Origin of the sequence: Micromonospora sp. WMMD1120, from assembly GCF_029626235.1 — a bacterium.
Lineage (GTDB): Bacteria > Actinomycetota > Actinomycetes > Mycobacteriales > Micromonosporaceae > Micromonospora.
The window spans coordinates 2684944-2709476 of the sequence record NZ_JARUBO010000005.1 but is presented as its reverse complement, the minus strand read 5'-3'; the positions used below and the strand labels follow the sequence as shown (position 1 = coordinate 2709476).

The window sequence follows — 24533 nt, the reverse complement described above, 5'->3', positions numbered from 1 at the left end:
GATGCGGTGGCCGCGCCATCTGATGTCGCTGCTGGTCGTCGTTGCGCTTCTGGCGGGCCCGCCCGTGGTGCTGGTACTTCTGGTTGGCCCACCGGTACGTGGATGGCCGAGCACGGAGCAGGTGCAGGCGTGGGTGCAGCAGCCCTTGACCGAGCAGACCCTCACCGCCGCGTTAACGATCTCAGCGTGGCTGTTGTGGCTGCTGCTCGCCTACACCGTCACCGTACGGGTCTTGACCCGTCTGCGGACGACCGTGGGATGGCTGCGCCGACTTCCGCTGCCGACGCCGCTGCAGGCAACGGCAAGCGGGATGGCCGGAGCCGCAGTGTTCGGCGTCGCCACCAACACGGTCACGATCGCCCTGCCGCAACCGTCGCCTCCGCTCGCAGCGGGGACACCCGAGGATTCCGACAGAGTCAGCCCCATTCATGAGGACATGGCGGCGAGCGATGGCGGGGTTCACCTGGCCGGCGGGTGGCTGCCTGATGAGGTCGCCGGGCAGGTCGCTGCTGCCGCAGCCCTCGTCTGGCTGCGCCGCCGCCGCGACTACCGACCTCGCCCACCCAACTCACACCGCCGCGAGGGACTCGATACCGCAGGACTGCCCCCGACCGTCGCGGCCGTGCAGGCAGCTTTCGCCGATGCTCCCGCCTCGTCGGTTGCACCGGAGCCGTCGGGTAGCTTCGCTGCCCTTATCGGTGCCCTCCCGGTCAGCGGTGTGGGGGTCAGCGGACCAGGCACGCATTCGATCGGCCGAGGACTGCTGATTACTGCCCTGCTGGCCGGGCACCACCTTGGCACCTCAACGCTGGTCACCACCAGGGCAACGCTGACCGATGTCCTGGGCGGCGACGCACATGCGCTCGGGCGGGGGCTACCACAGCTCACTACGGTGGAGACCATTCACGACGCAACGCGGCTCATCGAGTCCTTCCCCGCGCCGAGGATCGTCCTCCTGCTGAAGGACGAGTGCGACGACTACGACGTAAGACACCTCGCCGATATGGCGGCCACGGCCGGCGGCCGAGTCGTTGTGCTGGGAGGATGGCCGGCCGGTCCAACCTGGCAAGCCGCCCGGACAGGCCATCTGCACGACCCCTCGCGGCCCGAAGAGCCTGGACCGCGACTGTGTGTCCTCGATCAGGTGGCAGCGACTGACCTGCTCGCCGTCATCGTTCACCCCGACCCGGCACCGCCCACCCCAGCAACCCCGGACCCTCCTTCCCTGCCGCACGTGGTGCCACCGAGGGCCCGGCTGCCTCAGCAAGCGACCAGAGGCAAGCCCCGCGGCCGGCCAGATGCTTCCACTCGTAGGCTTCGGCTACGCGTCTTGGGCGAGCCCACCCTTTTCATCGATGGCGAACCCCTCACCATCCGCCGCAGCGCCGCCCTCCAGATCCTCGTCTTCCTCGCCACCAACCACCCCACCGGCGCTCACACCGCACAGCTAGCCGATGCCATTTGGCCGGGTGTCCCCCGCAGCTCCCTGACCGGACGGCTCTACACCACCCTCAGCGAACTCCGCACTGTCATCCGGGATGCCAGCGGGCTGCACATCATCGAACACACCGACGACCGCTATCGCCTCAACCCGGTACACCTGAACGTCGACCTGTGGCAGCTGCAAACCGCCATTCACCACGCCGCCAGCGCCGTCACCAACACCACCGCTGCCTGGCAGGCCGTCGTTGACGCCTACCCCGCTGAGCTCGCCGCCGGACGCGTCTGGCCATGGCTCGACCGCATTCGCGAAACGACCCGCCAGCATGTCATCGACGCCTGCGCCGGCCTCGCCGACACCGAACCTGATCCGCCGCGCCGCCTTGCCCTGCTGCAGGCGGGCCTCCGCGTCGACCCATACAACGCAGATCTACACGCCCGTGCCCGCAGCGCGCTCACCGCTCAGGGTGACCACGACGCGGCCACCGAACTGCAGGGCCGTTACCTGCGCCTCCTATCGGAGGCAGGGCTCGACGACGTTGCTCCCGATCGCCTCCGAAGCAGGGCCAGCAACGCAACCAGCGTCAGCCGGCAATAGCCTGACTCACGTAACCTAGACCTCGATCCTCCTGCTACCGAGAGTTACGGTTCGTAGCGGGGCTGTCTGGCTAACGGCACCTCTCTGTGTCAAGGCGTTGGCAACAGAGAGGCTTCCGTTAGATCCACACTCCCTTCGTAGCTTCTCATCGGTTGGCGGATCTTGACGCTGAGCTGCCTAGACACCGCTACACGATCAATGCTTGTCATCGGCTGCGGTACGTAGCAGCGAGCGACGGACCAAGCGAACGACTCTGCCGAGAAGAGCACGCTTCTGCTATTCAGCAATGGGCTTCGAGAGCCTCGCGATCTGATGATGGCTTAACCCGAGTCAGCTTCTTCGCCAACCCTTGCGCGATGATTATTCAAGCATGGCTGACCCGGAGCAATGACGAGGGTCTGTAAAGATCATTTGTCGAGTCCTCCGTGCGCCCAGCACCCCTAGCCGTGGGGCTGAGGATCGCTAGGGTTGGCCGTCAGGGGCACGTGCTACCGCCCTGTACATTGAGACCCATGTCCGGGATTCAGGTCACCTTTGCGATCATCGGCGCAGTGCTGGCGCTGGGCAGTCTCGCCTGGACGATCACATGGGCGATCAAGTCATTCCGAAAAGGCGGTGCTGAGATATCCGCTGAACTTGGCCAGGGATACGTGGACGAGCACGGGACCCTTCAAGTGCACTTCCGGGACGGGCGCTCGAAGATCATGCGGGTCGAGGGCGACCCCTGGGACAAGCGCAAGGGGCTTAAGAAGGCACCTGCTAAAAAGAAGCGACGCAAGGTTGCGGGTGCCCCAGATCAAGAGCACGATTGGATGCCAGTAAACGCGATCTTCGCCAGGAACAGCGGGCGGATGGCCGTCACGGTCAGCAGGTGCTTCTACGTCGTGGAGTTGGATCTCGGTACGTCGTTTCAGTTCGAGCCGCAGCCATACGCGAGCCCTTGGGGCGATCTGCTGCCCAAGAGGGTCGAGTCGGGCGAGGAGATCGTCGTGCTTCACGAGAAGGAGAACATGTCGGGTCTTCTCAACGCTGCGCTACGTGATCACGGTGTCTTCCAGACTGTCTACGGGGTGTACCTAGAGCTGGGTAACGGCCAGACCGTCTACGCTGGCCCACCGATTGGCATTCAGGCGTACATGGACGACGAGGAGTACGTCGAGGTCGAGAAGCAACTTACCCGTGAGGTTTATGAAGGACCTGGGTCAGATGAGGAATCGGAGAGCCAACGGAAGCGTCGTCGCTACGAGAAGTGGCATGCCGAGAACGTCGTCATGATCGATGACCTGACCCCTGACCAGCTGCAAGCGTTGCGCGGTAAGACTGCTGCTCGCCTGTTGGGCAAGCCGCAGCCATTCACCGACGAGGAGAGGCGGCTACCTGGCTAGATCGACCTACTGGTATGGGGCATCCGGTAGTCGCGCACTGACACCGGACCGTACCGGCTGCGGCCAGTCCGGTAGGGCAACGTCTCCGCCTGCAAGCCGGCGTGCGGTCGATGATGCAATGTCCTGCGCCGCTTGCAAAAAGCCCTCCGCCCACATCAGAGTTACTGAGCGGCCGCCGTCACTGCGGCGCACGTATAGCGTCATAGACACGTTCTCTGCGTCGCTCGGATCGGCGCCATGGGCCAGAAGGTGCCGAAGCCTGCGGGCATCGAGCAGGTAGTCCCGAAGATCTGTCCCAGCGAGGTAAGTCCAGCGCCAACGCTTGTCACCACCACGTTGGCCAGGAGCCACTCGCACCCGTGCTTTCCACGTTCTCGTTAGGTTGGGCACCGCGAGTCGCTGCTCGAAGGCCGATCTCAGTTTGTCCGTGGTCAGCGATAAACCTTGACTTGGCCCGCCATGTAGTTCGATCAGCCGGTTGAAGAAGCGCTCGAATGGCCCGTAGGTAAGGAGAAAAGCTCCGTAACGGATGCTCTGGTAGCGGCGGCTACGACTTCGCCCGGGGTCATCTCGGTGAACAGAGATCAAGTCAGCTGGAACCACCAGCCGGTCAGCCAACTCATCCAGGGCAAACTGCACGCAATCTGGGTGGATAGAGGGCATTTCCGGACTCCCATTGATCGGCCGAGCATCGGCGTAGTGCAGAAGCATAAACAGCCGCTCCCGGTCGGTGGCTTCCACCTTCCCTGCGCGCTCATCTGCCGCCGTCCGCGCACTCTGAGCAGCTGAGTGGCGGGTGGCGACGCGCGCACGTGCCAAAGGTAGGACATCGAAGGTGCCACCGACCCCTCGACGAGTGACGAGCTGGGTTGCGAATGCGGTTGGTGTGTTGGTCGTCGTGACGGATGATGCCAACGTGATCACCAGAGAGCGCGCTGTCGCACTCGTCGAGGCCTTGCTGGTCAGGCAGCGACGGGAGGGACGGCTCGTCGGCGTGCCCGAGGTTGCAGTCTGCGGTGTCGAGGAGCACGTCCTCGGGTGGTTGGTCGGCTGGCAGTCTGTTGAGTACCTGCGTTCCGGTGACCTCGCCGACATGCTGGTGGGGCAGGGCCCGTACTTTGTTGATGGGGAAGACGGCAGCATCCACCACATACCAGTCGCGATTTGCGGCACAAATCGATGGGCTGACGTGCATGTATGGCAGCACAAGGGCGTCAGACCTCGCGATCCGCTGCTCGCTGAGGTCCGTGCCCTCGTACAGCGTGGGGACAGGATGGCGGCGCTGCGGTATATCCGCCAGCAGGCGCCGCGGATGAGCCTGCGGAATGCGAAGGCCTACGTCGACGCGGTCAGCGAGGGAGATGAGCCCTGGGAGTGCTTGGTGAGCCTCATGTGGGAGGAACCAGAGCCGCTGCCTTTAGCGATCGAGACGCTTGCTGGCCCGTATGACGAGGCCGCTGGATCGTAGGCAAGAACTGCGGTCGGGGCGCCGGCCACACTGATGAAGACGACGCGACGGCGAGCATCGCTGGGCACCATCGCCTCTAGCCAAGCTTGCATAGCCGACTGCTCACCAAAGCCGGACGCGCGGATCTGCCGCAGACAGGCGGGCGGCAGGCTGCGCGCGGGTCACGGAGCGTAGTGGCGAACGGACGCCAGCGCGGCGACCGATCATGCCGATGAGCGGATGCCATTCTGGGACGATCGACTGTGTGTTGGTCTGATCACCTTCAGTATCGTGCGGGTGTGCTTCGGGCTGGGTTGAGGTGGGTCGGGCGCTGCTGGTGGGCGGTGCTGGTTCCGGCAGCGGTCGCTGCGGCGGCGGTGTGGGCCTTGGTCACGGACGACAAGCCGGTCTGGACAGTGGTCGCGGGCGTAGCGGCGGCGGTGGTGGGAGCGTTCGCGCCGTCGGTCCTGGAGTGGGTTCGGGTCGCGCGGCAACGGCGGGATCGGCGGGATCGGGCGGTCGCGGGGGCGTTAGTGGCGGAGCTGCCGGAATCGGTGGTGTGGCTTTTGCGCCCGCAGGCGGCGGTGGTCGGATTCGTGGGTCGTGGGTGGCTACTGGCGGCGTTGGACAGGTGGTGTGCGGATCCGGACGCGAGCGTGGTGCGGCTGCTGGTGGGTGCGGGCGGTGTAGGCAAGACCCGGTTGGGGCGACATTTCGCGGGCCGGTTGACGGGCTGGGAGTGCTGGGCTGTGGCACTCGACGGGGAGGCGACGGTCGCCGGGCAGCTTGAGACGGGTGACCGGCCGGGCCGGTTGTTGCTGACGGTGGATTACGCCGAGACCCGTGACCCGCACGCGTTGGCGCACCTGTTGTGTATCGCGCAGGGGGCCGGTGGTGTGCGGGTGTTGTTGCTGGCCCGGTCGGCCGGGTTGTGGTGGTCATCGCTGTCGGCGGCGTACCCGCCACAGGCCCATCTGGTGGACGCGTTGACCCTGCCGGCGAACGTCATAGAGGTACCGGCTCGTATTGAGGACTACACCCCGCAGCAGATCGTGGGGGAGGCGATGGTGGCGTTCTCCGCCCGGCTGGGTCGCCGGCCTCCGGGTGATGTTCCACTGGGCGGGTTGGGTTCTGATGTTCCGGTGTTGCGGTTGCATGCGCAGGCGCTGCTGGCGGTGTTGGGCGGGCCCCGTGGTGATGACCGGTACGACGTGCTGGCCGAGGTGCTGGGCCATGAGGCCCGGTACTGGCGGCACCGGGCCCGCCGCGATGGTCTACCAGGTGCGGGTGCGTCAAATGCCGACGGCGTACTGCGGCGGTTAGTCGCTGTGGCGGCGCTGCTGGGTGCGGACAGCCGTGAGCAGGCCATGGAGCTGGTCCGCCGGGTGCCGGGCCTAGGCGGGGCGCAGCCAGAGGTGGTCAACGGGTACGTGGACTGGTTGTACGGTCTGTACCCGGCAGCCGGGACGGGCGGTGGGCTGGGTACATTGCAGCCGGACCTACTCGCCGAGAACCTGGCGGTCGCGGTCCTGTCCGAAAGCACCCCGGCCGAGCGCAGCAGGATCCTGCAAGGGTTGGCTCCCGGTCAGGCGGTCCAGGCGTTGACGGTTCTGAGCCGAGCGCGCAGCCACCAGTCCGACGCTGCGGAGATGATCGAGGTGGCGCTGGCCGCGGATCTGCCGGTGATGACTGAGGCCGTGCTCCAGGTCGGCCACCAGTTTCCCGGAATGCTCGCCTCGCGGGCCGCGGCCCTGCTCGTCACGGCTGAACTCGATCCCGACTGGGTCCAGCGGACAGCGCGGCGGGTGCCGCACCCCTCGATCGAGTTCGGCCGGATCGCGGTCGCATTGACCACTCACGCGCTGACCGCCGCGGCTGCGGAGACCGAGTCAAACGACCGAGCGTACCTACTGACCCTGCACACCATTCGGTTGGCGGAGGTGGGGCGCCGCGCCGAGGCACTCGCCGCCAGCCAGGAATCCCTCGACCTCTACCGGGAGTTGGCCGACGGCAACCGTGAGGCCTACCTACCCAACCTCGCCACGTCGGTGAACAACCACGCTCACAAGTTGGCGGAGGTGGGACGCCGCGCCGAGGCACTCGCCGCCAGCCAGGAAGCCCTCGACCTCTACCGGGAGTTGGCCGACGGCAACCCCGACGCCTACCTACCCGACCTCGCCATGTCGCTGAACAACCACGCTCTTCAGTTGGCGGAAGTGGGACGCCGCGCCGAGGCACTCGCCGCCAGCCAGGAAGCCCTCGACCTCTACCGGGAGTTGGCCGACGGCAACCCCGACGCCTACCTACCCGACCTCGCCATGTCGCTGAACAACCACGCTCTTCAGTTGGCGGAAGTGGGACGCCGCGCCGAGGCACTCGCCGCCAGCCAGGAAGCCCTCGACCTGCGCCGGAGGTTAGCCGACGGCAACCCCGACGCCTACCTACCCAACCTCGCCACGTCGCTGAACAACCACGCTCCCAAGTTGGCGGAAGTGGGACGCCGCGCCGAGGCACTCGCCGCCAGCCAGGAAGCCCTCGACCTCTACCGGGAGTTGGCCGACGGCAACCCCGACGCCTACCTACCCAACCTCGCCACGTCGCTGAACAACCACGCTCACAAGTTGGCGGAGGCAGGACGCCGCGCCGAGGCACTCGCCGCCAGCCAGGAATCCGTCGACCTCTGCCGGGAGTTGGCCGACGGCAACCGTGAGGCCTACCTACCCGACCTCGCCATGTCGCTGAACAACCACGCTCCCAAGTTGGCGGAGGCAGGACGCCACGCCGAGGCACTCGCCGCCAGCCAAGAAGCCCTCGACCTCTACCAAGAGTTGGCCGACGGCAACCCCGACGCCTACCTACCCAACCTCGCCACGTCGCTGAACAACCACGCTCTTCAGTTGCTGGCGGCAGGACGCCACGCCGAGGCGCTCGCCGCCAGCCAGGAAGCCCTCGACCTGCGCCGGGAGTTGGCCGACGGCAACCGCGACGCCTACCTACCCGACCTCGCCATGTCGCTGAACAACCACGCCGTTCAGTTGGCAGCGGCAGGACGCCGCGCCGAGGCGCTCGCCGCCAGCCAGGAAGCCGTCCAGCTTAACCGGGAATTGGCCGACGGCAACCGCGACGCCTACCTACCCAACCTCGCCACGTCCCTGTGGACCGTCGGAAACATAGCGCGCATTCTCGGAGAGACGTCGGAGCAGATCCTCGATTCAGTTGCCGAAGGGGTGCGGTACTTCCACGAACTCGCAGCCACCGAACCGCAGGCGTTCAGCCCACGCCGAGACGCGGCGGTATCCACCTTGACCGACCTACGAAACAGCGCCATCAATCAGCAACCCAAATCGCCACCACCCAAGTCACCCCACGCCGACGAGGCAACTCCCGACACCGCTTAACTGGAAACCCTCAGCTGCCGCTGGCCGATGCTGTGGTCAAGAGCTGCAGGTGTTGAGCACGGCCTGTAGCGCCGACTTTTCCGAGGATTGCAGCCTCAGGCCCCAGGTGTACTTCACTGCGATCCACATCTTGCTGTACGTGCATCGATACGACGACAGGGGCGGCTGCCAGGTGGAGGGGTCCTGGTCGCCCTTGGCCTGGTTGACGTTGTCCGTCACCGCGATCAACTGCGGGTGGCTCAGGTCGTTGGCGAAGCTCTGCCGGCGGCTGGTGGTCCACGAGTTGGCGCCGGAGCGCCACGCCTCCGCGAGAGGCACCACGTGGTCGATGTCGACGTCGGAGGCCGCCGTCCAGGTCGCCCCGTCGTACGGGCTGTACCAGCGACCCGAGGTGGCCGCGCAGGAGCTGTCGACGACGACCGAGGTGCCGTCGCGCTTGAGGACCTGCTCGCGGGTGTTACAGCTACCGCTGATGGCAATCCAGTGCGGGAACAGGTCGCGGGAGTAGCCGCTGGTCGAGCCTTCTGTGGCCACGATCAGCGCGTTGAGCTGCGATTGCGCTGTCGCCTTCGATGGGATGCCCGGGGGCGTGGCTGGCGCCGGCTGAGCGCTGAGGCCGACGAGGCCAGCGCTCGCGACTACTACGGCGGCGGCAACCGCGACGGCATGCGCAGCGCGGGGGAAGTGGGCAGAAAGTCGTATCCGCATAGCGGCCTCCTCGACATCGGGTAGACGGCAATTCGTCTACAGCGATCATGTCCATCGAAGAGCGTGTTTGTGAAGAGGGAAGAAAGCAGCAACGAATCCGCATCGTCACCTCACCCCCCACGTCGCGGGACGCGGAGGAACGGCAAGGCTGTGACCTGCCGGTGTAAGGCCGTGTAAGGCCGTGTGAGGTGCTGTTAGCACCGGCATCGGTTCAGCAGCGCATCCAGCTCCTACGGTCTGTCTCACCGCCCTTTGCGCACCTCGGGAGGGAGACACCCCATGGCGATACGAACCTCAGCAGTGCTCATACGCGCCGGCACCTTCGTGCTCGCACTGGCACCACCGATACTGCTCTACCGGGTCGGCTGGATCAGCCCCGGGGTAGTGTCGGCGGACCAGTTACGTGGGTGGCTGAGCCAGCCACTGAGCGCCGGTTTCCTCGCCTTGCTGGGGCAAGTCGGGGCCTGGCTGCTGTGGCTACTCCTTGCCGTCGCCATCGCAGAACACACCCGCCAATCCCTCGCCGACCGCCTGCGCTGGCACGTCGTGCTGCACTTACCCCGGCCACTGCAAACGCTCACGGCCGTGTTGCTCGGCAGCACTGCCGCCACCACGGTGGCCGCGTTGCCCGCTGCCGCCGACAACACTGTCGCGATGGACGCCGAGCCGTCACCAAACGCCCCATCGTCGGCAGCCGAGGAGCGACTCACTCTCGACGCCCTGAATGCCCCGCCGGCACCCACATCACGAGTGCCACGCGGGGAAACCCTGGGAACGCCGCCTGCCCTAACCGTCCCCGTCCGATCCGCCCCGCCACCGACCCTTCGCCAGGAAGCCGCCGCCAACGTGGCTCCTTCCACCCCGCGTGACACGTGCCGAGTCGTCGCCGCAGACACCCTCTGGGACCTCGCCGCGAAGCATCTCGGTGACCCAGAACGCTGGCGGGAAATCTACACACTCAACCGGGGCCACAAACAGGCCAACGGCTACGCCCTCACCGACCCCGACGAGATCCACGTCGGATGGACACTCGCTCTCCCCGCGCGTGCAACCACGCCAGCACCTGGCATACCTGATCCCACCGCTCCCAACCCTGGCAGCCCTGACGTCGCGGCACCCGGGACAACCGACACCGCGCCCACCGCGCCGCCGCCGGCACCACCAGCCAGCGCCATACCGGCCCCCCACAACAAGACAGCGAGTACGCCGAGGCCGCCCACCCCCGCGCCGGCCACGCCGAGCGTCCCTGCCGACGGTGCGGCACCCGCCTCCGAATCGCTCCCCGATCAGCCAAGCGACGAGGCTGGGGTGGCACTGCCGACGCAGGGCTGGATCAGCCTCGGCTTGGCCGCCGCCATCGCCGCCGTGGCCGCGCTGCTCCGTCTCCACCGACACCGCCACGCCCGGCTGATCTTCCCGGCATCCGTTAGCACTGGGGCGCAATCCACCCTGGCTCCGCCGTGGCTCATTGACGTCGAGACCATCGGCAGCCGCGACCTCAGCGCCGCCGTTGGTGACCACCGCCGTGCCAGCCCTGCCGTACCGGCTCCGGTCGGCGTCGACCGGGACGGCAACGAAGTGAGCCTGTTCCACCTGCCCGGTCCTGGCCTTGCCCTGAAGGGAGACGCAGCCATCCCGGCAGCCCGCGCCGTCCTCGCCGCTGCCCTGACCACCGGCGTCACCGACAGCGCGACCGCCCGCCCGGTAGTCGTCACCACGGCAGACCTACTCGCTCGACTTCTGCCGCCGGGTGCCCCGCTGGTGGGGCTGGACCCCGACGGCACCGCCTACGACGGAGAACGCCTCGTCCTGCTCGCCGACATCGCTGCGGCGGTCACCCACGCCGAGGAGGAGATGATCGGCCGACGCCGGCTGCTCGACACCTTCCACGCCGAGACAATCAGCGACCTCAACGCCCGCACCGACCACGCCGAGACCCAACCGCCGTACGTGCTGCTCATCGAGTCCAGCCCCCGGCACGCCGCCCGCCTCCAAGCCGTCGCCACCCACCGCGCCGCCCTGGACCTACACCCCGTCATCCTCGGCCCGCACAACGGCATCCCCACCGTCGAGATCACCGCCGAGGGCACCACCACCGGCGACGAACCGCATTCGGTGACCCGGCTGTCCACCCTCGGCGCGGACGACCTCGCCGCCATCCTCTCCATGCTCACCGACGCGATAGCCCGTCCCGAGGCGGGCGCTGACGTCGACGACCCGCCCGCCGAGATCTCGCCGGCCGCGGCGATCGTCGAGACGACCGAGGGCGTACCGGTCCAGCCCGGCGACGCGGCGGCCCTAGTCCGGCTCCGGGTGCTCGGCCCGGTCACCGTCGCCACCGACGCCGGTCCGATCGCCACCGGAATGCGCAGCGGCTCCTACACCGCGCTCACCGTCCTCGCCGCCCACCCCGCCGGCCGCACCCTCGATCAGCTCGCCGCCGACCTGCACCCCGACATCGACCCGACCGCCGCCGTCAAACGCGTCCGAACCGACATCACCTCCGCCCGGCGGGTGCTACGCGCCGCCACCGGCCACGAGGAGCCCATGTTCATCGTCTACGCCCCCGCCACCACCCGATACCAGCTCGACCCCGAGACCGTCACCGTGGACCTCTGGCAGATGCTCACCGCCATCGACCAGGCCACCACCACCGACGACGAGGCGACGATCCTGGCCGCGCTGCGCCGGGCGGCCGAGCTGTACAGGGGCGACTTCGCCGAAAGCCACAACCACCTCTGGGCCACCGACTACGCCGCCAGCTACCGCCATCAGATCCTCACCGCCTACGCCCGCATCGCCGAGATCCTCGAACCCGACCACCCTAACCAGGCCATCGCCGCCCTCGAACGCGCCACCGACCTCGACCCCGTCAACGAGGAGCTGTACCAGCGGATCATGCGCATCCACGGCCGACAGCTACGGCCCGACGCCGTGCGGCGCACCCTGCGCCGATTGGAGGAACGCCTCGCGGACCTGGGCGACGCCGAACCGTCCCAGGCCACCCGCCGCGTCGCCGAACGGCAGCTCCAACCCGTCGCCCCGGCCAGCGGAGGACGGCCATGAACGGCAGCCAGCTCCAGCGGATGCAATGGGCCGTGCGGGCGACGCTGGCACTCGGCGTGGCCGCCTCGGTCACCGCGAACATCCTGCACGCGCAAGCGAACCCGATCTCCCAGGCCATCGCGGCGTGGCCACCGCTGGCCCTGCTGATCACCGTCGAGCTGGTCACCCGGGTACCCGTTCACCGGCGCTCACTCGGCGCCATCCGAGTCGTCGCCGCCTCAGCTATCGCCGCCATCGCCGCGTGGATCAGCTATCACCACATGGTCGGAGTCGTCGCCCGATACGGCGAGACCGGAACCGTGCCCTACCTCCTACCGCTCTCGGTGGACGGGCTGATCATCGTCGCGTCAGTATCGCTCGTGGAACTCGCCGCCCGCCGCCGCGAAGCCGAACGCCAACCGCACGCCGTGCCGACCGAGGCACCAACGGCACCGTCACCGGCCGAGCGCGCCGCAGCGGCATCTGTCGAACCCTCCCCCGGCAACAACGAATCCACGCCACCGGATCGGAGACCACTACCCGAGCCCGCTCCCGATGACGTCGATGTCGATATTGATATCGACAGGAAGCGTCTCGATGAGGCTCCTGACACCGCCGAACGCTCGGAAGACGGCCACGAATCAGATACCAATGAGCCCGGTCATGACCTCGACACGGAATCTCACGATAACGACTCGTCCGACGACACAGACGATGCCGATGTGGACCTTGCCCGGGATCTCGTACCGCTGCTGCCCGCCGCCCGCGCCGCCCGCGACGAGCTGATCCGCGAAGGCCAGACTGTCAGCCGAGATGCCCTTGCACGCCGCATACGCCAGAACGGCCACTCGATCCGCAACAGCGCCGTGTCGGAACTCCTCGCCACGCTGCGCCAAGACACGCGTTCGGTCAGCGGTTCTCGCCCCACCTCATCGATATAACGTGCCATAACCACTGCGAGTCATCTGATGAAGCATTCGCCGTCGTGCGGCCGGCCCGCCGCCGGCCCTGCTGTTTCCCGGCCGGCTCGCCGGACAGCCCGTCGCCTACACCACCCTGCACAACCGGCTCCGCGCGCTCGGGTTCCCGATCAAGGAAGCCCGCGTCGCCGCGTTACGCCAACTCGTCCTGCAAGCACCCGCCCCGGTCGTCGCCGACGCCCTCGGCTTCCACCCCACCACCGCGACCCGCCAAGTCACCAATGCCGGCGGCACCTGGAGCCGCTACCCCAGTCCAAGGTCATGATTTGTCACCGCGACAACCGCGCCTGCCGGCCGTGCCGGTGCCCAGATGGCCGTCGAGCCAGGTGACCAGCGTCGTGCTGTACTGACTGCTGATGCTCTCGATATCTTCGCGCTCGTCGAAGCTCGGCAGGTGGTCGCATCCATCGAGCCGGCAGATCATCAGGTCCAGCGCTTCGGTGGTGGCGGCGCGCCGCCAGGCGGCGAGGCTCGCATCGACCGGCACCCAGACATCGGTCGCTCCGTAGAACAACAGCACTGGACAGTTCGCCTGCGCGAACACCGGCTCTGGATCGAAGTCCATGTCGGTCCAGATGCCGGGCTCGGTGGGAAGCTCGCGGGGTAGCCACGCCAGCGGAAACCATGGGCGCGCTGCGGCACGGTCTACGGCGTGCTGCGCCGATGCCCGGCCGGTGTGCCCACGCAGGTACTCCTCGACCGTGTCGCGCAGATGGTCCAAGTCTAGAAGGTCCGCATCGGTGAAGCCGTGCTGGCGTAACTGTTCGGCGGTGCCGTAGCGCATCTGCGCGGCGGGGCTGACTCCGCTGCAGGACACGAGGATGAGGAAGGCGACCAGGCCGGGGTTGCGCGCTGCGGTCAACGTCGCTGCCCAGGCGCCCTGGCTCCAGCCCCACAACCCGACCGGCACCTCACCAACGTATCGACGAAGCACGGCGATGGCTGCAGCCGCGTCGTCGGCTTGGTCGGCCAGCGGCACGTCGTGACCGTCGATGCGGGGTCGACGCTCATACCTCAGGACTGCGATCCCCGCGCCGGGCAGGATCTGGGCGAGGTGCGTGTAGCAGAAGTACGAGCGGTGCCCCGCCTGCGCGCCGTGAAGGATGACCACGGCGCCGCGGACCTGCCCGGTCGGCAGGTCGAGCGTCGCAGCCAGCCGCGTGCCTTCAACATCGATACCCAGCTCCATCCGGGCAGTCAAGCACGGTGCCGCCGGCGGGGTGCGCCCGAGAACTGTCAGTAGCGGCCCAGGCGGCAACGGCCGAACTCGCCCGTACCGAATACGCGCTCCCACCGGTCCGTCAGCTCGCCGCACACGATCAGACGCGCGAGGAGGCCACTCTCGAATAGAGCTGTCAGTCGTAGCCCTGGCCTGGGACCACCGGCCGTCTTGATCGCACCGTCGAGGTCAGCGTGGATAGGCACGCTGCCCGAACGGGCACCACGCCGACCGCTGCCAGAAGGGACCACACATGACCGACCGAACACCGGACCTCCGCACGATCGAGGTCGCTGACGACGTGTACGACGTGCTCAAGCGCACTGCCGACAGCCGAGACACCGATATCAACGGCGCGCTGCGCTACCTGATGGAGGTTCCGACGCCTCGGGCCGCTGCCGAGGACGACGAAGACTAGGCAGCTCGTAGGACAGGGGCCGCCGAGGCCGGGCGACAGTCTCGGCGGCACCTGTCGCTCTCAGGCCATTTGCCGGGAAGAGGTGCCGCTCGTCTCGTACGCGGCGGCGATCAGCCGTTGCGCGGTGCGTTGGGCGATGCCGAGCTGCTGAGCCAGCGCGACACCGAGGCCGCGCCGGTCCCGCCCGGTCCGGTCGGCCTCGGCCAAGAGCGCGATGGCTGACCGAAGCCGAGGGTCATCGGCGTACGGGTGCGGTTTGCGGGCACCGGTGGTGCCGGGAGTGCGGCCGGTGGACTGTCGGCCTGTACGGGCGTCGGCCACGGCCCACACGGTGCGCCGGAACCACAGTCGGCGCATCCGCCCGTCCGGCAGCACCTCAACCCGGTCAGGGTGGGCGTACAGGGTGTCGGGCAGGTTGCGGTAGGAGGTGTAGCCGAGGACCCTCGCCGCCGCGCCCGAGCCAATCAGGTCTTCGGAGTGGCCGCGGCGATCGACCTTCGTCAGCTCGGCGCGTTTCGCCGCCAGGTGGGCGACGTGAAACGCCTCGATGTCGTCGCGCCAGAACCACTCCTGACCGTCGTGCTGAAATCCTTCCGGGAAGCCGAACCGGGCGCGGCGGGAGTGCCAGTGGTTGATTGTGGAGTAGGCCGCGCCGGTGTGCGCGGCGACACCGGCCCGGTCGAGGGCGGTCCGTCCGCCGATCACGCGTCGTGCCATGTCGCCCATCCTCCCTCCGCGTAGCTCTCTGCCGTGCCGTGCCGTCAAGGCAGGCGGGAGTCGCCGTAGGATCGGCGGCACGCCCTGGCTCGGGTAGAAGCGGCCTTGTGTCCGCAGGCGGCCCGGAGTGGGCGAGGTGGCCGGTCGGGAATTGCACGCACCCTCGGGTGTGCCCGCCGGCCACCGACTCGCACTGCCTAGACGTGCGGGCGCAGCAGCCGCCACGCCACCTGCGCCATCCGGTCGATGCGCAGCGCGGCCAGTTTCACCCGTGTGGCGGGTTTCAGCGCGTCGTAGACGGTCAGGATCGCGGCGGCGGTGGTCATGTCCACCAACACCCCGTCGATCTTGCGGCAGCTGCCGCGCGTGACCTCGCGCAGCACCTCGATGACACGCGGATCGCCTGCGGTCGCGTCGTCGGGTAGTGCGTCGAACTCGGCCAGTCCTTCGCAGTCTGAGCAGGTGACGAGGTGCGGGTCGTCGGTGATGCGGGTCAGCGGTCCGTCGTCGGCCGCGCACACCGCGCCGAGGCGGCGGCGGGCCTTCGCGTGGGTGGACCCCAGCCGCTGGTGCCGTGCGGTGTCGGTCATGAGGTCGTCTCCGGATCGGGCCAGACGCCGAGAGGATGGCCGGGAATGATGCGGCCTCGTCCGGACGCGAGGGTGTCAAATACCTCGGAGTAGGTGGCATGCAGCTCCCCGCGAACGCGTACGAGGTGTTTGCCTCGGGTGAGCTTGGCGGGCAGCGCGTCGACCACGCGGCGGATCAGCCCGTAGAGGTCGCGGGCCTCGATAAGGTCGGCGCAGCCGTGGCAAGCAGGCCACCGTTCACCCCACGCCTGAGTGACAGCGTGCTCGGTGTCGGTGCGGCGCACCCGGGCCGCTGCGTGCCGAGACCGGTAGTCGCTGACACTGACGACTTGTGTGGTGACGCGGCGGTGCTCGCTGAATTGATTGCCGCACCGGTAGATCCAGGCGGCGTCGGGCGCGGAGCAGAAGTCGCACTCGATGATCGGGTTCGGGATCCCGGTGACGGGTGCTGGCTCAGGGTCGTGGTCGCCGTTGTCGCTTCGTTCGTTGGCGTGCTGGTACGTCACCATGCCGAGGTCGTTGATGCGGATGCTGACGCCTCGTCGGCAGCGTCGGCAGTACGGCGACTCCAGTAGTGGCGCCGAGGTGGAGTCGAGCGCACCCGGCCCGAAAGGTTCCCCGGACTGGTTGGTCTGCGGAAGGTGCGGCATCACTGGTTACTCCCGTCCTGGTTGCGGGTGTTCGGCGAGTCGGTGTTGGCCACGCCAGTGGTGCCGGACGGGTTGAGGGTCAGCCCGAGGCGTAGCCGGCTGAGGTCGACCAGTCGCCGGATCAGGCTCGCGGTTCCGACGCTGAGGTCGGGGTCGTAGTCGTGGGCGATGCGGCAGGCGGCGCGTAGGGCCGCGCATGCGGTGGTGAAGGCGGCCTCCAGGGCGGCGTGGTCGTCGGCGCGGGTGCACCTGATGACGTGATCGGCGGGGTGGGTGCGCTCGGTGCCGCCGGGGAAGCGCAGGGTGTAGCGGCGTGCGTAGGTGGTGTGCGGGGTGGAGTAGGTGACGTCGGTGATGGTGCCGAGGCGGTGTTCGGTGGCGTCGGTGGGGGTGATGACGCGGGCGGTGTCGCCGTATTCCATGGAGCGGTACATCGGTGCTCCGTTCAGGGGCCGGGGTGGGAGGGGTTGGTGGGGTGGTCGGTTTCGCCGTAGCCGTTGATCTCGAGAGCGATGAGTCGGTCGTCGGTCTCGGTGGTGTCGGCGTGCAGGTAGAGGTCGGCGGCGCGGCGTTTGACGCCGATGGAGACGCCGTGCACGTCGAGGACGACGTAGGCGGTGCGGTCGCCGGGCTCGCCGGGGTAGACCCGCAGGTTGAGCCGGGTCAGCACCTCGACGCAGATCGGGTCGACCGTGCCGAGCTTGGCGAGTGCGTCCGCGAGGTGCTGACCGTCGAGGGTGCGCTGGCCGTCGCCGATGCCGTCGGTGTTCTCGGAGCAGTCGATGAAGGTCGTCATGCCGGCGTCCCGTTCTCGCCGCTCGCCTCGGGCTCCGCGGTGGAGTGGGAGGTGGGTGGGAAGGTGGCGATGGTGTCGCCCAGAACGCCGCCGCCGAGTTGATCGGTCAGGGCCGCGAGGCCGATGAGGGCGGTGCCGAGGGCGACGGCTTGCATCGGGGTGCAGCGCACTCGGACGCGGGAGCCGTCGCCGGTGCGGGCGCGGACCTCGACGTGGCGCCGCCGCCAGAGTGCGGCGGGCTGCTCGGTGTCCGGCTCGGCGATGACGGTTCCGCCCAGGGCCTCACGCAGCGAGGCGCGGAGGAACTCACGCCGGCGCGTGAGAACCGCCTCGTAGCGTGTCGCCGTGTTCGTGAGGACGGTGCGCTCGTCGCCGGTGGCGCTGGCCGCTAGGGCGCGGGCGCGTTCGGCTTTGCCGGTCGCCTCCGCGAATTCGACGGCGACGGTGAACAGGTGTTCGGGTCTCATGGGTGCTCCGCGATGATGTCGAGGGGATGCCGCCGGGCGTGCCGCACGGCCCGGGGTGCGACCGTGGCCGCGCGGCACATCCACCGGCGATCAGGGATGAGCGGGCGGTGGCCCGTCAGCACCGTCCGGGGTGGTCGGTTGACCGGCGGTCACGTCCGCGTCGAAAGGCGGCGCGGCCTTGACGTGGGGTAGGCCGGAGTCGAGCTTTTGGCCGCTGCGGTCGAGGCTGAGCGCCCCGTACGCGGTCAGGTGCGCGCCCACGGCGAGGGCCTGCGCACCGGTGAGCAGCACGACGAGACGGCGGCCCTCCGTGCTGTAGGTGTGCAACTCGACGTGGCCGTTGGTCAGCGGCCGGACCGGCAGGAACCGCTCGACCGTCGCCCCGCCGGGTGCAGTCGCCCAGATCGCTGAGCAGAGGGCGTTCCACTGCTCGTTGACGAGGGCTTCCCACTGCTCGGCGCGGGCCAACAGGTGGGCGTGTTCGGCTTCGCTCGTCGAGTGTTCGGCCATCGCGCGGGCGACCTCGGCCGCCGCGTGGTGGGCGGACACCTGGTTGGCCAGCCCGATCATGGAGGTGGCGGTGGGCTCCGGCGCGAGCATGGGCTCGGCGACGCGCGTGGGAACGGACGCGGTACCGGTGGCGGGGTGCTCGCCGGTACCGGGGCCGGGCGTGGTGGCCCGGCCCCCGTGCCGGGCCACGTCAGACCGCCAGCAGCTCGAACGCGCGGGCCTTGAGGTCCGCACCGGCACCGGTCAGCGCCCGCGTCGCGCGGGCGAGGTCCGTCTTGGCGGGGGCGAAGTGGTCCACGTACTCGGTGATGGCCTGGAAGCCGGCCCACCGGGTGCCCTTGATCGCCTTTTGCGTGTCCGCGTCTCGGATGAGGTAGCGCAGCGTGGCCGTGCGCTGCTTCGCGTTGTTCTTCGCCACGTCGGAGGCGTCGGGCGCAACAGGCCAAACCTGCGCGACGATCTTCTCGAACTCACCCATGGTCAACGACTCGTTGATCATCTTTTCGGCTTCGGTCTCGAAGTCGCCGAACGCCTTCCACATCAGGCCGAGGGCCTGCCGGGCCTCGCCGATCTTACTGGTGACGTTCGAGGTGTGCCGGAACGTGTACGAGCTGACCGACCGGGCGAAGGCCAGGTTCTGCGTGTTCTTGCACACGATCCGCACCGGTGTCGCATCGAGGCGTAGTGCGGCGGTGCCGTCGTGGGAGGTGGTGGCCGCGAGGTACAGGTCCATATCGTCCACGCCGGCGATCTGCATCGCGGTGGGCAACTTCATGGTGACGAACACCGAGCGTCCCTTACGCATCGAGCCGGCGGTCTCGAAGTGCGCGCCGGAGGCGTCAACCAGGAGGTTGAGCGTCTCAGCGACCTGCTCGTTCTGCACCACACCGTAGTCCTCGCCGACCACCCCGAGGTACTCCGTCTCTCCCGTAACAGGGTTGGTCCGCACGGTCATGTACTTGTCGGGGCAGTCGACCTTCGTCACCCCGCGCTCGGTGACCTCGATGCCCTGAAGGGCGATCTTGCGGACCTCCCACCCGCCGAGCCACGCCTTGCTCATGACCTCCTCAGCGGTCATGCACTCGTCGGCCACGGTGCCGAGCTGATGCCAGGCGGTCAGCCGCGCGGAGGCGAAGGCCGTCTGGCCGTTCGCGAGAGTTTCGAGTTCGTGTGCCACGGTGGCACCCCTTCCAGCTTGTGTTTTGGCGGGCGGCGGGCCGGGGGTTGCAACCCCCGACCGCGCCGTCAACAACAATGTTTCCTACCTCGACGGGACGATCAAGGCGATCGGGTGGAGTCGATGAAGGTTTCTGCGGCGAATCTGACGACCGCCGTCGGGCGCGGCCTACCTGGTGTCGGTGGCCGGGCGTAGCAGCCCATCCGGGCCGTACGCGTACGCGCGGACGGTTTCGAAAGGGGCCGGTAGGTACACGGTGAACCCGTGTTCGGGAATGAACCCAGTCCGGTAGTCGCGGGTGATGCCCAACAGGTAGCGGTCGGGTTTGTCGCCGTGCGATCCCTGCGGGATGATGCCCGCCCCGGGACGGTCGGCGTGGGCGCGGCGGTGCCGACCGAGCGCGATGTGCGGGCACAGCGACAATGCGGCGGCCATGCACTCGGGGTGCCCCGGCGGGTCGGCGTAGCGCATCAACTCGGCCGCCCGAGGTCCGCCGAGGAACGCCACCCAATAGCCCATTGACTCACCGCACAACGAGCACCTCCGTTCGACAGCGAGGCGGGTCGAGACGGTGGTGTTGATCGTGGTGAAGTCAACGTGGGAGCCGTCGCCGGTCGGGTTGGGGTGAATGTTGACCGGCGGGATGGGTAGGCCGCGCCGTGCGTCGTGAGGACGCGCGGCCAACGCTGCGGGATGTCGGGCCGGTCGGTGGCTGGGCCGGTGTCCGATGGGCCGGTCATGCCGTACCGGCCTCATGGGTGGGCCGGGCATCGGTCACGGTGATGTGGGGTAGCTGTGACCGCAACATGGCGTGCGCTTGTTCCCATTGCGCCTCGGTCAGGCACAGGGTGTCCGGTTCGAGATTCGCGCCGGTCATCGTCACGGACATGATGCCGGCCTCGTCCGCCGAGTCGAACACGGCCACCATGTCGCCCCCGGCCACCACGTACACCCGGGCCTCGTCGGCGGGCCGGGGCGGCGGTGTTCGGTGAGCCACCGACCGACCACCTCGGCCGGGTCACCGGTCAGGGTGCCGGTGTCGTACGCCTGGTCATCGAGCCACGCAAGGTGATCGGCGACGCTCCAATCAGGATGAATGAGCCACGATTGCCGGACGGCCTGCCACATGGTCAGGCGTACCGGAGCGCCGACCGGTACGGCCGGTTGCGAGCCGTTCGGGCCGGGCACCGGGCATAGCGGGGCGTCGTCGTCATGGGACGCGGCCGGACGTGAGGCGAACCCGTCGAGGGGCCAGTCACGCGGCGGTGCGGGCCGGGCGGGTTCCCCGCATTCGGGGCAGCGCAGCGAACCCGGCGCGTGCGTCGGGCCGTGGGCGGCGTGGGGGTGGTTGGGGTGGCTGTGGGGGGTGATCATGTCCCTTCCTTCCGTGGCATCTGTGGGTGGGCGTGCGGGTGCCGGGGCCGGGCGTGGTGCCCGGCCCCGGCGGGGGCGGTCGGTCAGGCCGCTATCGGCGCGGCGGCGGCCTCGTCGGTGTCGGCCTCGTCGGCGGTGGTGGTGTCGTCGGTCTGCGGCGTGGTCAGGAACGCGCGAACCTCGGCGGTCGGGGTGGGCGGGTTGTCCGCGAGGGCGTAGGTTTCCGGGGCCTCACGGGTCAGGATCAGCACCCCGAACCCGGTGAGCTTTTCCATGGCGTTCCGGACCGCGCCGGGGCTGCGTCCGCCGATCTCACGGGCGACGGTGCCGGGGGTCACGTCGTGGCCGGGGCCGAGGTCGCGCATGAACGCCTCGACCCGGTGCCGCAACTCGTTCTTAGCCAGCTTGACCGACCCGTCGCTGTTGATCTCGGCGGTCGTGCGGCCGGTGCCGGTGGTGCGCCGGGCGGAAGGGCGGCGGATCTTGCGCGTGTGACCGCACGTCGGGCACGTGGTGTGCGTCGGGGCGTTGGCCGGGTCCACGGTGGCGAGGTCGCCGTCCCCGATGACCCACAGCTCGTTACCGTCGTCGTCAACCGGCAGGCGACGCGCGGCCCCGGCCACCTCCATCGCGGCGAGGATCGTGTCGCCCATGACGACCGACAGACCGCTCTCGTTGATCGCGTTGTCGGCGGTGATGCCGTCCGGGTGCCCGCCCAACACACCGGCCATGATCAACACCTTGAGGTCAGGCTGACGCGGGGCGACCGGCACCCCCGACACCGGCGCACCGGACACGGGAGCCTCCGGTAGCGGGGACTCGTCCGCCCCGCCGCCCCCGTTCGCGTCGTCGGCGGGGGTCGCCTCGTCGGTCGCGTCCGGGGTTGCGTCGCTGGCGTCGTCGGCGGGCGTCGGCTCGTCCGTGGCGTCTGCGGTCGCGTCGCTGGCGTCGTCGGCTGAGGTCGGCTCGTCGGTCGCATCCAGGGGCGCATCGGTCGTTGGCGGGGCGTCGTCGGCCGGCGTCGCCTCGTCAGTCGCGCCGGTGGGGGTGGCGAGTTCCCACGTGTCGGCGCTCTTGCGGTTGCCCTTGGTCGGGTCGGGGGTACGGGTGGCGGTCCTGGTGGCCTCCATGGCGGTGAGCGCCTCGGTGACGACCGGTAGCGGCAGGTTTCCCTGTCCGGCCAACTTGCGGGCGGTGACGCCGGGGTAGGTGCGCAGCGCCTCGGCGACGGCGGATCGGGCCTCGTCGGTGCCGGGGGTGAGAACGATGTTTGCGGTCATGGCAATACACCTCCACATAAGGGGTCGACAAATAGCGATTCCGCGTACGCGTAACGCGCATTGTTTGCGGTTCCGCCGGGGCGGTTTTTGTTGCCCACGTCCATGGACCCTCTGCACCGGATGATTGTCAACCCCGTTGGGCAAGACTCTTTACGGGGCACCACCGTGCGCCGCTTCCGTTCTCGATTCAGGAACCGCTACCACCGCCCGAAACGCCATTTGACGGCCCCATGTCCGACGCTGCGGCATGTTCGGCGCGACTCCCTGGGCTGCAAGGGTGCACGGCGCGGGGGCCGCTCAGACTGTCTTACGGGGTCGTGGTTTCTGAGTTGAAATGACTACGCCGCGCGCCCGGCGGACCGGACGCGCGGCGCTCACCGCAACCCGTGCGGGCCTTCTTGACTTGTGCGGAGAATCACTTTATGAATTTATAGGGTCACGCCTTTATGGCGCATGAAAGGAACCGGGTCAACGGCGTTGTCCTCGGTGGCGGGATAGCCTTCATGGATCTCGTAGTGCAAATGGGGGCCGGAGGAGTTTCCGGAACTGCCGACGTGGCCGATTGGCTGCCCGGCGATCACCGTCTGTCCTATTCGGATAATCGGCTGTCGCACCATATGGCAGTAACGCGACACGGTGTCTTCCGCGTGGCGGATCTCTGCGTACCAGCCGCACCCGCCGAGGCCGGGGTAGCCGTCGCTGTCGCACGGCATCGGGCCGCCGGTGGGTTCCCACGAGTCGCCCCCGATGTTGCACCGCACGCGCACCACCACGCCGCCGGATACGGCACGGATGACGGTGCCTGTCGTGGCAATGATGTCGACCCCGTCATGGCCGGGCCGGTCGGTGGTGCGGAAGCCGGAACCGGCCGTGCCCGCCACCGGGCGGGTCCACCCGGAGGCACTGATCGGCGCGCCGTCGCAGACCGGCAGCGTTCCGCCGGTATACGCCGTGACGATCTCGGTTGCTCGTGTCTCCTGGCGGGCGTAGGCGTCCGGGTACGCCGACCGTTGCACCTTCTGTGCGGCCTCGGTGAGCGGTAGCCGTTCCCACCCCGGCACCCGCAGCAACGCCTCGTAGAACTTCCCGGCGGCGTAGTCGGGGCTCATGATCTGTTCCGGGGTGCCCCATCCTTGCGACGGTCGCTGTTGGAACAGCCCCAACGAGTCATGATCGTTGTTCGGGCCGAGGTCACCGTGGTTGATCAACGAGGATTCCTGAAGCGCGGTGGCAACCGCGACCACCCACCCGCGCACCGGTACCCGCAACCGCTCACCCACGGTCACGATCACCGAGGCGTTACGGGCCTGCTCATCCGACAACCCCGCCAGGGTGGCACCCGGCACGGTGACCGCGCCGACGCAGCTACCCCCGCCACCGCCGAACACCGAGGAGACGACTCCGGCGGTAGCGGCCGTGAGCAGCAGCAGCAAGCCGGCGACCCCGGCCGCGAGCCATATGGCTACTCGTCCCACGGCGCGCCACCGCCCGGTGCGGGCAGCTCGGCCAGACTCACCCGGTCGAGGTGCCCGACGATACGCCAGACCGGCCCCGCCGGGCCGCCGGACGCCGTGGCGTGGTTGGCGGCGGCGGTGGCGATGGTCACCCCGTGCGGCACCCGAGCCCGGCGTAGGTGGGTGTGCACGTTGGTCTCACGGGCGGTGGTGGGTAGCCAGAACAGCACCGGGTACGCGCGGCGGGGCGGTAGTGCGGCGTAGCCGGTCAGCTTGCCTACGACCCGGGCAAGGGTTTCGGTGCCGAGGTCGGCCTCGACCCAGAACGGCACCGCCGGGCCGTTGTCGGCCCACACGCCGTGTCCGTCCGGGCGGACCAGGTTGCCACACACCTCACGGCAGCGTGTCTCGTTCCACCACCGTGCCAGCCGTGCGCCGGGGTGCGTGCGGGCATGGGCCGTGAGGGCGACGAAGAACCCGTTCACCGTGAGCAGGTGCGCCAGCGTCGGCGACATGGCGAGTCGAGCGGTGGCGTCGCGCACAACGGCCGGACGGGGCAACGCGTCGCCTCGTCCGGCCGCGATGATGGCCGCGCCAACCGGGCCTAGGGTCCACCGCCAGGCTTGCGAGCCGGGCCGTTGGTAGTGGCGGAACCGGTCGAGGATGTCTCGATCGTGGAGGGTGTTGAGGCGGTTGCGGGCACGGCCGACCGAGCCGAAGGCCAGGTCGACGAGCTGGCCGGTTGTGAACGTCCGGTGCTGGTCGAGCAGGTCCAGCAGGAGCCGGTCTCGGGGGGTGAGCCGACCGAGTTCGGCGGCCACGACGGACGCCGTCAGGCGAAGACTGCCGGTGGCAGATGTGCGGGTAGGAGGGATATCTC

23 protein-coding genes are annotated in these 24533 nt (G+C 68.6%); 7 read left to right on the top strand and 16 right to left on the bottom strand.

Going from position 1 to position 24533, the window contains the following annotated elements; genetic code table 11:
- Position 1 precedes the first annotated feature (1 nt).
- The gene (locus O7634_RS12810) at positions 2 to 2038 is read left to right on the top strand and encodes a hypothetical protein (RefSeq protein WP_278150365.1); all 2037 of its coding nucleotides are present in this window, start codon (positions 2 to 4) and stop codon (positions 2036 to 2038) included.
- A 512-nt stretch (positions 2039 to 2550) separates the two neighbouring features.
- Complete coding sequence (locus O7634_RS12805) at positions 2551 to 3423, top strand: hypothetical protein (protein ID WP_278150364.1); 873 nt, start codon at positions 2551 to 2553, stop codon at positions 3421 to 3423.
- 6 nt (positions 3424 to 3429) lie between these two features.
- On the opposite strand, the gene O7634_RS12800 is transcribed toward O7634_RS12805, so the two are convergent.
- On the bottom strand, positions 3430 to 4164 hold the full coding sequence (locus tag O7634_RS12800) for a hypothetical protein (RefSeq protein WP_278150363.1): 735 nt from the start codon (positions 4162 to 4164) through the stop codon (positions 3430 to 3432).
- A 115-nt stretch (positions 4165 to 4279) separates the two neighbouring features.
- Here O7634_RS12800 and O7634_RS12795 point away from each other — a divergent pair, with 115 nt between their 5' ends.
- Together O7634_RS12795 and O7634_RS12790 are read left to right on the top strand one after the other, a co-directional pair.
- Positions 4280 to 4891 carry a YrhB domain-containing protein gene (locus O7634_RS12795; RefSeq protein ID WP_278150362.1) on the top strand — a complete coding sequence of 204 codons (612 nt, stop codon included), beginning with the start codon at positions 4280 to 4282 and terminating at the stop codon, positions 4889 to 4891.
- 365 nt (positions 4892 to 5256) lie between these two features.
- Positions 5257 to 8268 (top strand): tetratricopeptide repeat protein, encoded by a 3012-nt coding sequence (locus O7634_RS12790; protein WP_278150361.1) that lies wholly within the window; start codon positions 5257 to 5259, stop codon positions 8266 to 8268.
- 36 nt (positions 8269 to 8304) lie between these two features.
- Here O7634_RS12790 and O7634_RS12785 read toward each other — a convergent pair whose 3' ends face one another.
- The gene (locus O7634_RS12785; RefSeq protein ID WP_278150360.1) at positions 8305 to 8976 is read right to left on the bottom strand and encodes an HNH endonuclease family protein; all 672 of its coding nucleotides are present in this window, start codon (positions 8974 to 8976) and stop codon (positions 8305 to 8307) included.
- Positions 8977 to 9255: 279 nt separating this feature from the next.
- Between O7634_RS12785 and O7634_RS12780 the strand changes: the two genes are divergently transcribed.
- Together O7634_RS12780 and O7634_RS12775 are read left to right on the top strand one after the other, a co-directional pair.
- Complete coding sequence (locus O7634_RS12780) at positions 9256 to 12042, top strand: BTAD domain-containing putative transcriptional regulator (protein WP_278150359.1); 2787 nt, start codon at positions 9256 to 9258, stop codon at positions 12040 to 12042.
- Entirely contained in the window at positions 12039 to 12962 is a 924-nt protein-coding gene (locus O7634_RS12775; protein ID WP_278150358.1) for a DUF2637 domain-containing protein, read from the top strand. The genes O7634_RS12780 and O7634_RS12775 overlap by 4 nt, the downstream gene beginning before the upstream one ends.
- A gap of 298 nt (positions 12963 to 13260) precedes the next feature.
- On the opposite strand, the gene O7634_RS12770 is transcribed toward O7634_RS12775, so the two are convergent.
- Complete coding sequence (locus O7634_RS12770; RefSeq protein ID WP_278150357.1) at positions 13261 to 14190, bottom strand: alpha/beta hydrolase; 930 nt, start codon at positions 14188 to 14190, stop codon at positions 13261 to 13263.
- 283 nt (positions 14191 to 14473) lie between these two features.
- Here O7634_RS12770 and O7634_RS12765 point away from each other — a divergent pair, with 283 nt between their 5' ends.
- Entirely contained in the window at positions 14474 to 14638 is a 165-nt protein-coding gene (locus O7634_RS12765) for a hypothetical protein (protein ID WP_278150356.1), read from the top strand.
- A 60-nt stretch (positions 14639 to 14698) separates the two neighbouring features.
- Here O7634_RS12765 and O7634_RS12760 read toward each other — a convergent pair whose 3' ends face one another.
- The 13 genes from O7634_RS12760 to O7634_RS12700 all read right to left on the bottom strand — a co-directional run bounded on the left by O7634_RS12760 (position 14699) and on the right by O7634_RS12700 (position 24474).
- On the bottom strand, positions 14699 to 15364 hold the full coding sequence (locus O7634_RS12760; RefSeq protein WP_278150355.1) for a hypothetical protein: 666 nt from the start codon (positions 15362 to 15364) through the stop codon (positions 14699 to 14701).
- Positions 15365 to 15552: 188 nt separating this feature from the next.
- The gene (locus O7634_RS12755; protein ID WP_278150354.1) at positions 15553 to 15945 is read right to left on the bottom strand and encodes a hypothetical protein; all 393 of its coding nucleotides are present in this window, start codon (positions 15943 to 15945) and stop codon (positions 15553 to 15555) included.
- Positions 15942 to 16595 (bottom strand): hypothetical protein, encoded by a 654-nt coding sequence (locus O7634_RS12750; RefSeq protein ID WP_278150353.1) that lies wholly within the window; start codon positions 16593 to 16595, stop codon positions 15942 to 15944. The genes O7634_RS12755 and O7634_RS12750 overlap by 4 nt, the downstream gene beginning before the upstream one ends.
- Positions 16595 to 17029, bottom strand: a complete 435-nt coding sequence (locus O7634_RS12745; RefSeq protein WP_278150352.1) for a hypothetical protein — start codon at positions 17027 to 17029, stop codon at positions 16595 to 16597. The genes O7634_RS12750 and O7634_RS12745 overlap by 1 nt, the downstream gene beginning before the upstream one ends.
- An 11-nt stretch (positions 17030 to 17040) precedes the next feature.
- Positions 17041 to 17391 carry a hypothetical protein gene (locus O7634_RS12740; RefSeq protein WP_278150351.1) on the bottom strand — a complete coding sequence of 117 codons (351 nt, stop codon included), beginning with the start codon at positions 17389 to 17391 and terminating at the stop codon, positions 17041 to 17043.
- Positions 17388 to 17858 (bottom strand): hypothetical protein, encoded by a 471-nt coding sequence (locus tag O7634_RS12735; protein WP_278150350.1) that lies wholly within the window; start codon positions 17856 to 17858, stop codon positions 17388 to 17390. The genes O7634_RS12740 and O7634_RS12735 overlap by 4 nt, the downstream gene beginning before the upstream one ends.
- 90 nt (positions 17859 to 17948) lie before the next feature.
- Entirely contained in the window at positions 17949 to 18458 is a 510-nt protein-coding gene (locus O7634_RS12730; protein WP_278150349.1) for a hypothetical protein, read from the bottom strand.
- 100 nt (positions 18459 to 18558) lie between these two features.
- A complete protein-coding gene (locus O7634_RS12725) occupies positions 18559 to 19545 on the bottom strand; it encodes a DUF932 domain-containing protein (protein ID WP_278150348.1) in 987 nt (328 codons plus the stop codon).
- Between the two features lie 168 nt (positions 19546 to 19713).
- Positions 19714 to 20064 (bottom strand): hypothetical protein, encoded by a 351-nt coding sequence (locus O7634_RS12720; protein ID WP_278150347.1) that lies wholly within the window; start codon positions 20062 to 20064, stop codon positions 19714 to 19716.
- 217 nt (positions 20065 to 20281) lie between these two features.
- Positions 20282 to 20542, bottom strand: coding sequence for a hypothetical protein (locus O7634_RS12715; RefSeq protein WP_278150346.1), 261 nt, complete (start codon positions 20540 to 20542; stop codon positions 20282 to 20284).
- 460 nt (positions 20543 to 21002) lie between these two features.
- A complete protein-coding gene (locus O7634_RS12710; protein WP_278150345.1) occupies positions 21003 to 22199 on the bottom strand; it encodes a hypothetical protein in 1197 nt (398 codons plus the stop codon).
- 428 nt (positions 22200 to 22627) lie between these two features.
- Positions 22628 to 23674 carry a M23 family metallopeptidase gene (locus tag O7634_RS12705; protein WP_278150344.1) on the bottom strand — a complete coding sequence of 349 codons (1047 nt, stop codon included), beginning with the start codon at positions 23672 to 23674 and terminating at the stop codon, positions 22628 to 22630.
- Positions 23662 to 24474 carry a replication-relaxation family protein gene (locus O7634_RS12700; RefSeq protein ID WP_278150343.1) on the bottom strand — a complete coding sequence of 271 codons (813 nt, stop codon included), beginning with the start codon at positions 24472 to 24474 and terminating at the stop codon, positions 23662 to 23664. The genes O7634_RS12705 and O7634_RS12700 overlap by 13 nt, the downstream gene beginning before the upstream one ends.
- Between the last annotated feature and the right edge of the window lie 59 nt (positions 24475 to 24533).

Excerpts from the sequence above, each read along its gene's own strand:
- O7634_RS12780 (WP_278150359.1), top strand. The coding sequence starts at position 9,256 with ATGGCGATACGAACCTCAGCAGTGCTCATACGCGCCGGCACCTTCGTG.
- O7634_RS12720 (WP_278150347.1), bottom strand. The coding sequence starts at position 20,064 with ATGGGCTATTGGGTGGCGTTCCTCGGCGGACCTCGGGCGGCCGAGTTG.
- O7634_RS12770 (WP_278150357.1), bottom strand. The coding sequence starts at position 14,190 with ATGGAGCTGGGTATCGATGTTGAAGGCACGCGGCTGGCTGCGACGCTC.
- O7634_RS12735 (WP_278150350.1), bottom strand. The coding sequence starts at position 17,858 with ATGAGACCCGAACACCTGTTCACCGTCGCCGTCGAATTCGCGGAGGCG.
- O7634_RS12760 (WP_278150355.1), bottom strand. The coding sequence starts at position 15,364 with ATGGGCGACATGGCACGACGCGTGATCGGCGGACGGACCGCCCTCGAC.
- O7634_RS12750 (WP_278150353.1), bottom strand. The coding sequence starts at position 16,595 with ATGCCGCACCTTCCGCAGACCAACCAGTCCGGGGAACCTTTCGGGCCG.
- O7634_RS12755 (WP_278150354.1), bottom strand. The coding sequence starts at position 15,945 with ATGACCGACACCGCACGGCACCAGCGGCTGGGGTCCACCCACGCGAAG.
- O7634_RS12805 (WP_278150364.1), top strand. The coding sequence starts at position 2,551 with ATGTCCGGGATTCAGGTCACCTTTGCGATCATCGGCGCAGTGCTGGCG.
- O7634_RS12710 (WP_278150345.1), bottom strand. The coding sequence starts at position 22,199 with ATGACCGCAAACATCGTTCTCACCCCCGGCACCGACGAGGCCCGATCC.
- O7634_RS12740 (WP_278150351.1), bottom strand. The coding sequence starts at position 17,391 with ATGACGACCTTCATCGACTGCTCCGAGAACACCGACGGCATCGGCGAC.
- O7634_RS12775 (WP_278150358.1), top strand. The coding sequence starts at position 12,039 with ATGAACGGCAGCCAGCTCCAGCGGATGCAATGGGCCGTGCGGGCGACG.
- O7634_RS12785 (WP_278150360.1), bottom strand. The coding sequence starts at position 8,976 with ATGCGGATACGACTTTCTGCCCACTTCCCCCGCGCTGCGCATGCCGTC.
- O7634_RS12730 (WP_278150349.1), bottom strand. The coding sequence starts at position 18,458 with ATGCTCGCGCCGGAGCCCACCGCCACCTCCATGATCGGGCTGGCCAAC.
- O7634_RS12810 (WP_278150365.1), top strand. The coding sequence starts at position 2 with ATGCGGTGGCCGCGCCATCTGATGTCGCTGCTGGTCGTCGTTGCGCTT.
- O7634_RS12765 (WP_278150356.1), top strand. The coding sequence starts at position 14,474 with ATGACCGACCGAACACCGGACCTCCGCACGATCGAGGTCGCTGACGAC.
- O7634_RS12745 (WP_278150352.1), bottom strand. The coding sequence starts at position 17,029 with ATGTACCGCTCCATGGAATACGGCGACACCGCCCGCGTCATCACCCCC.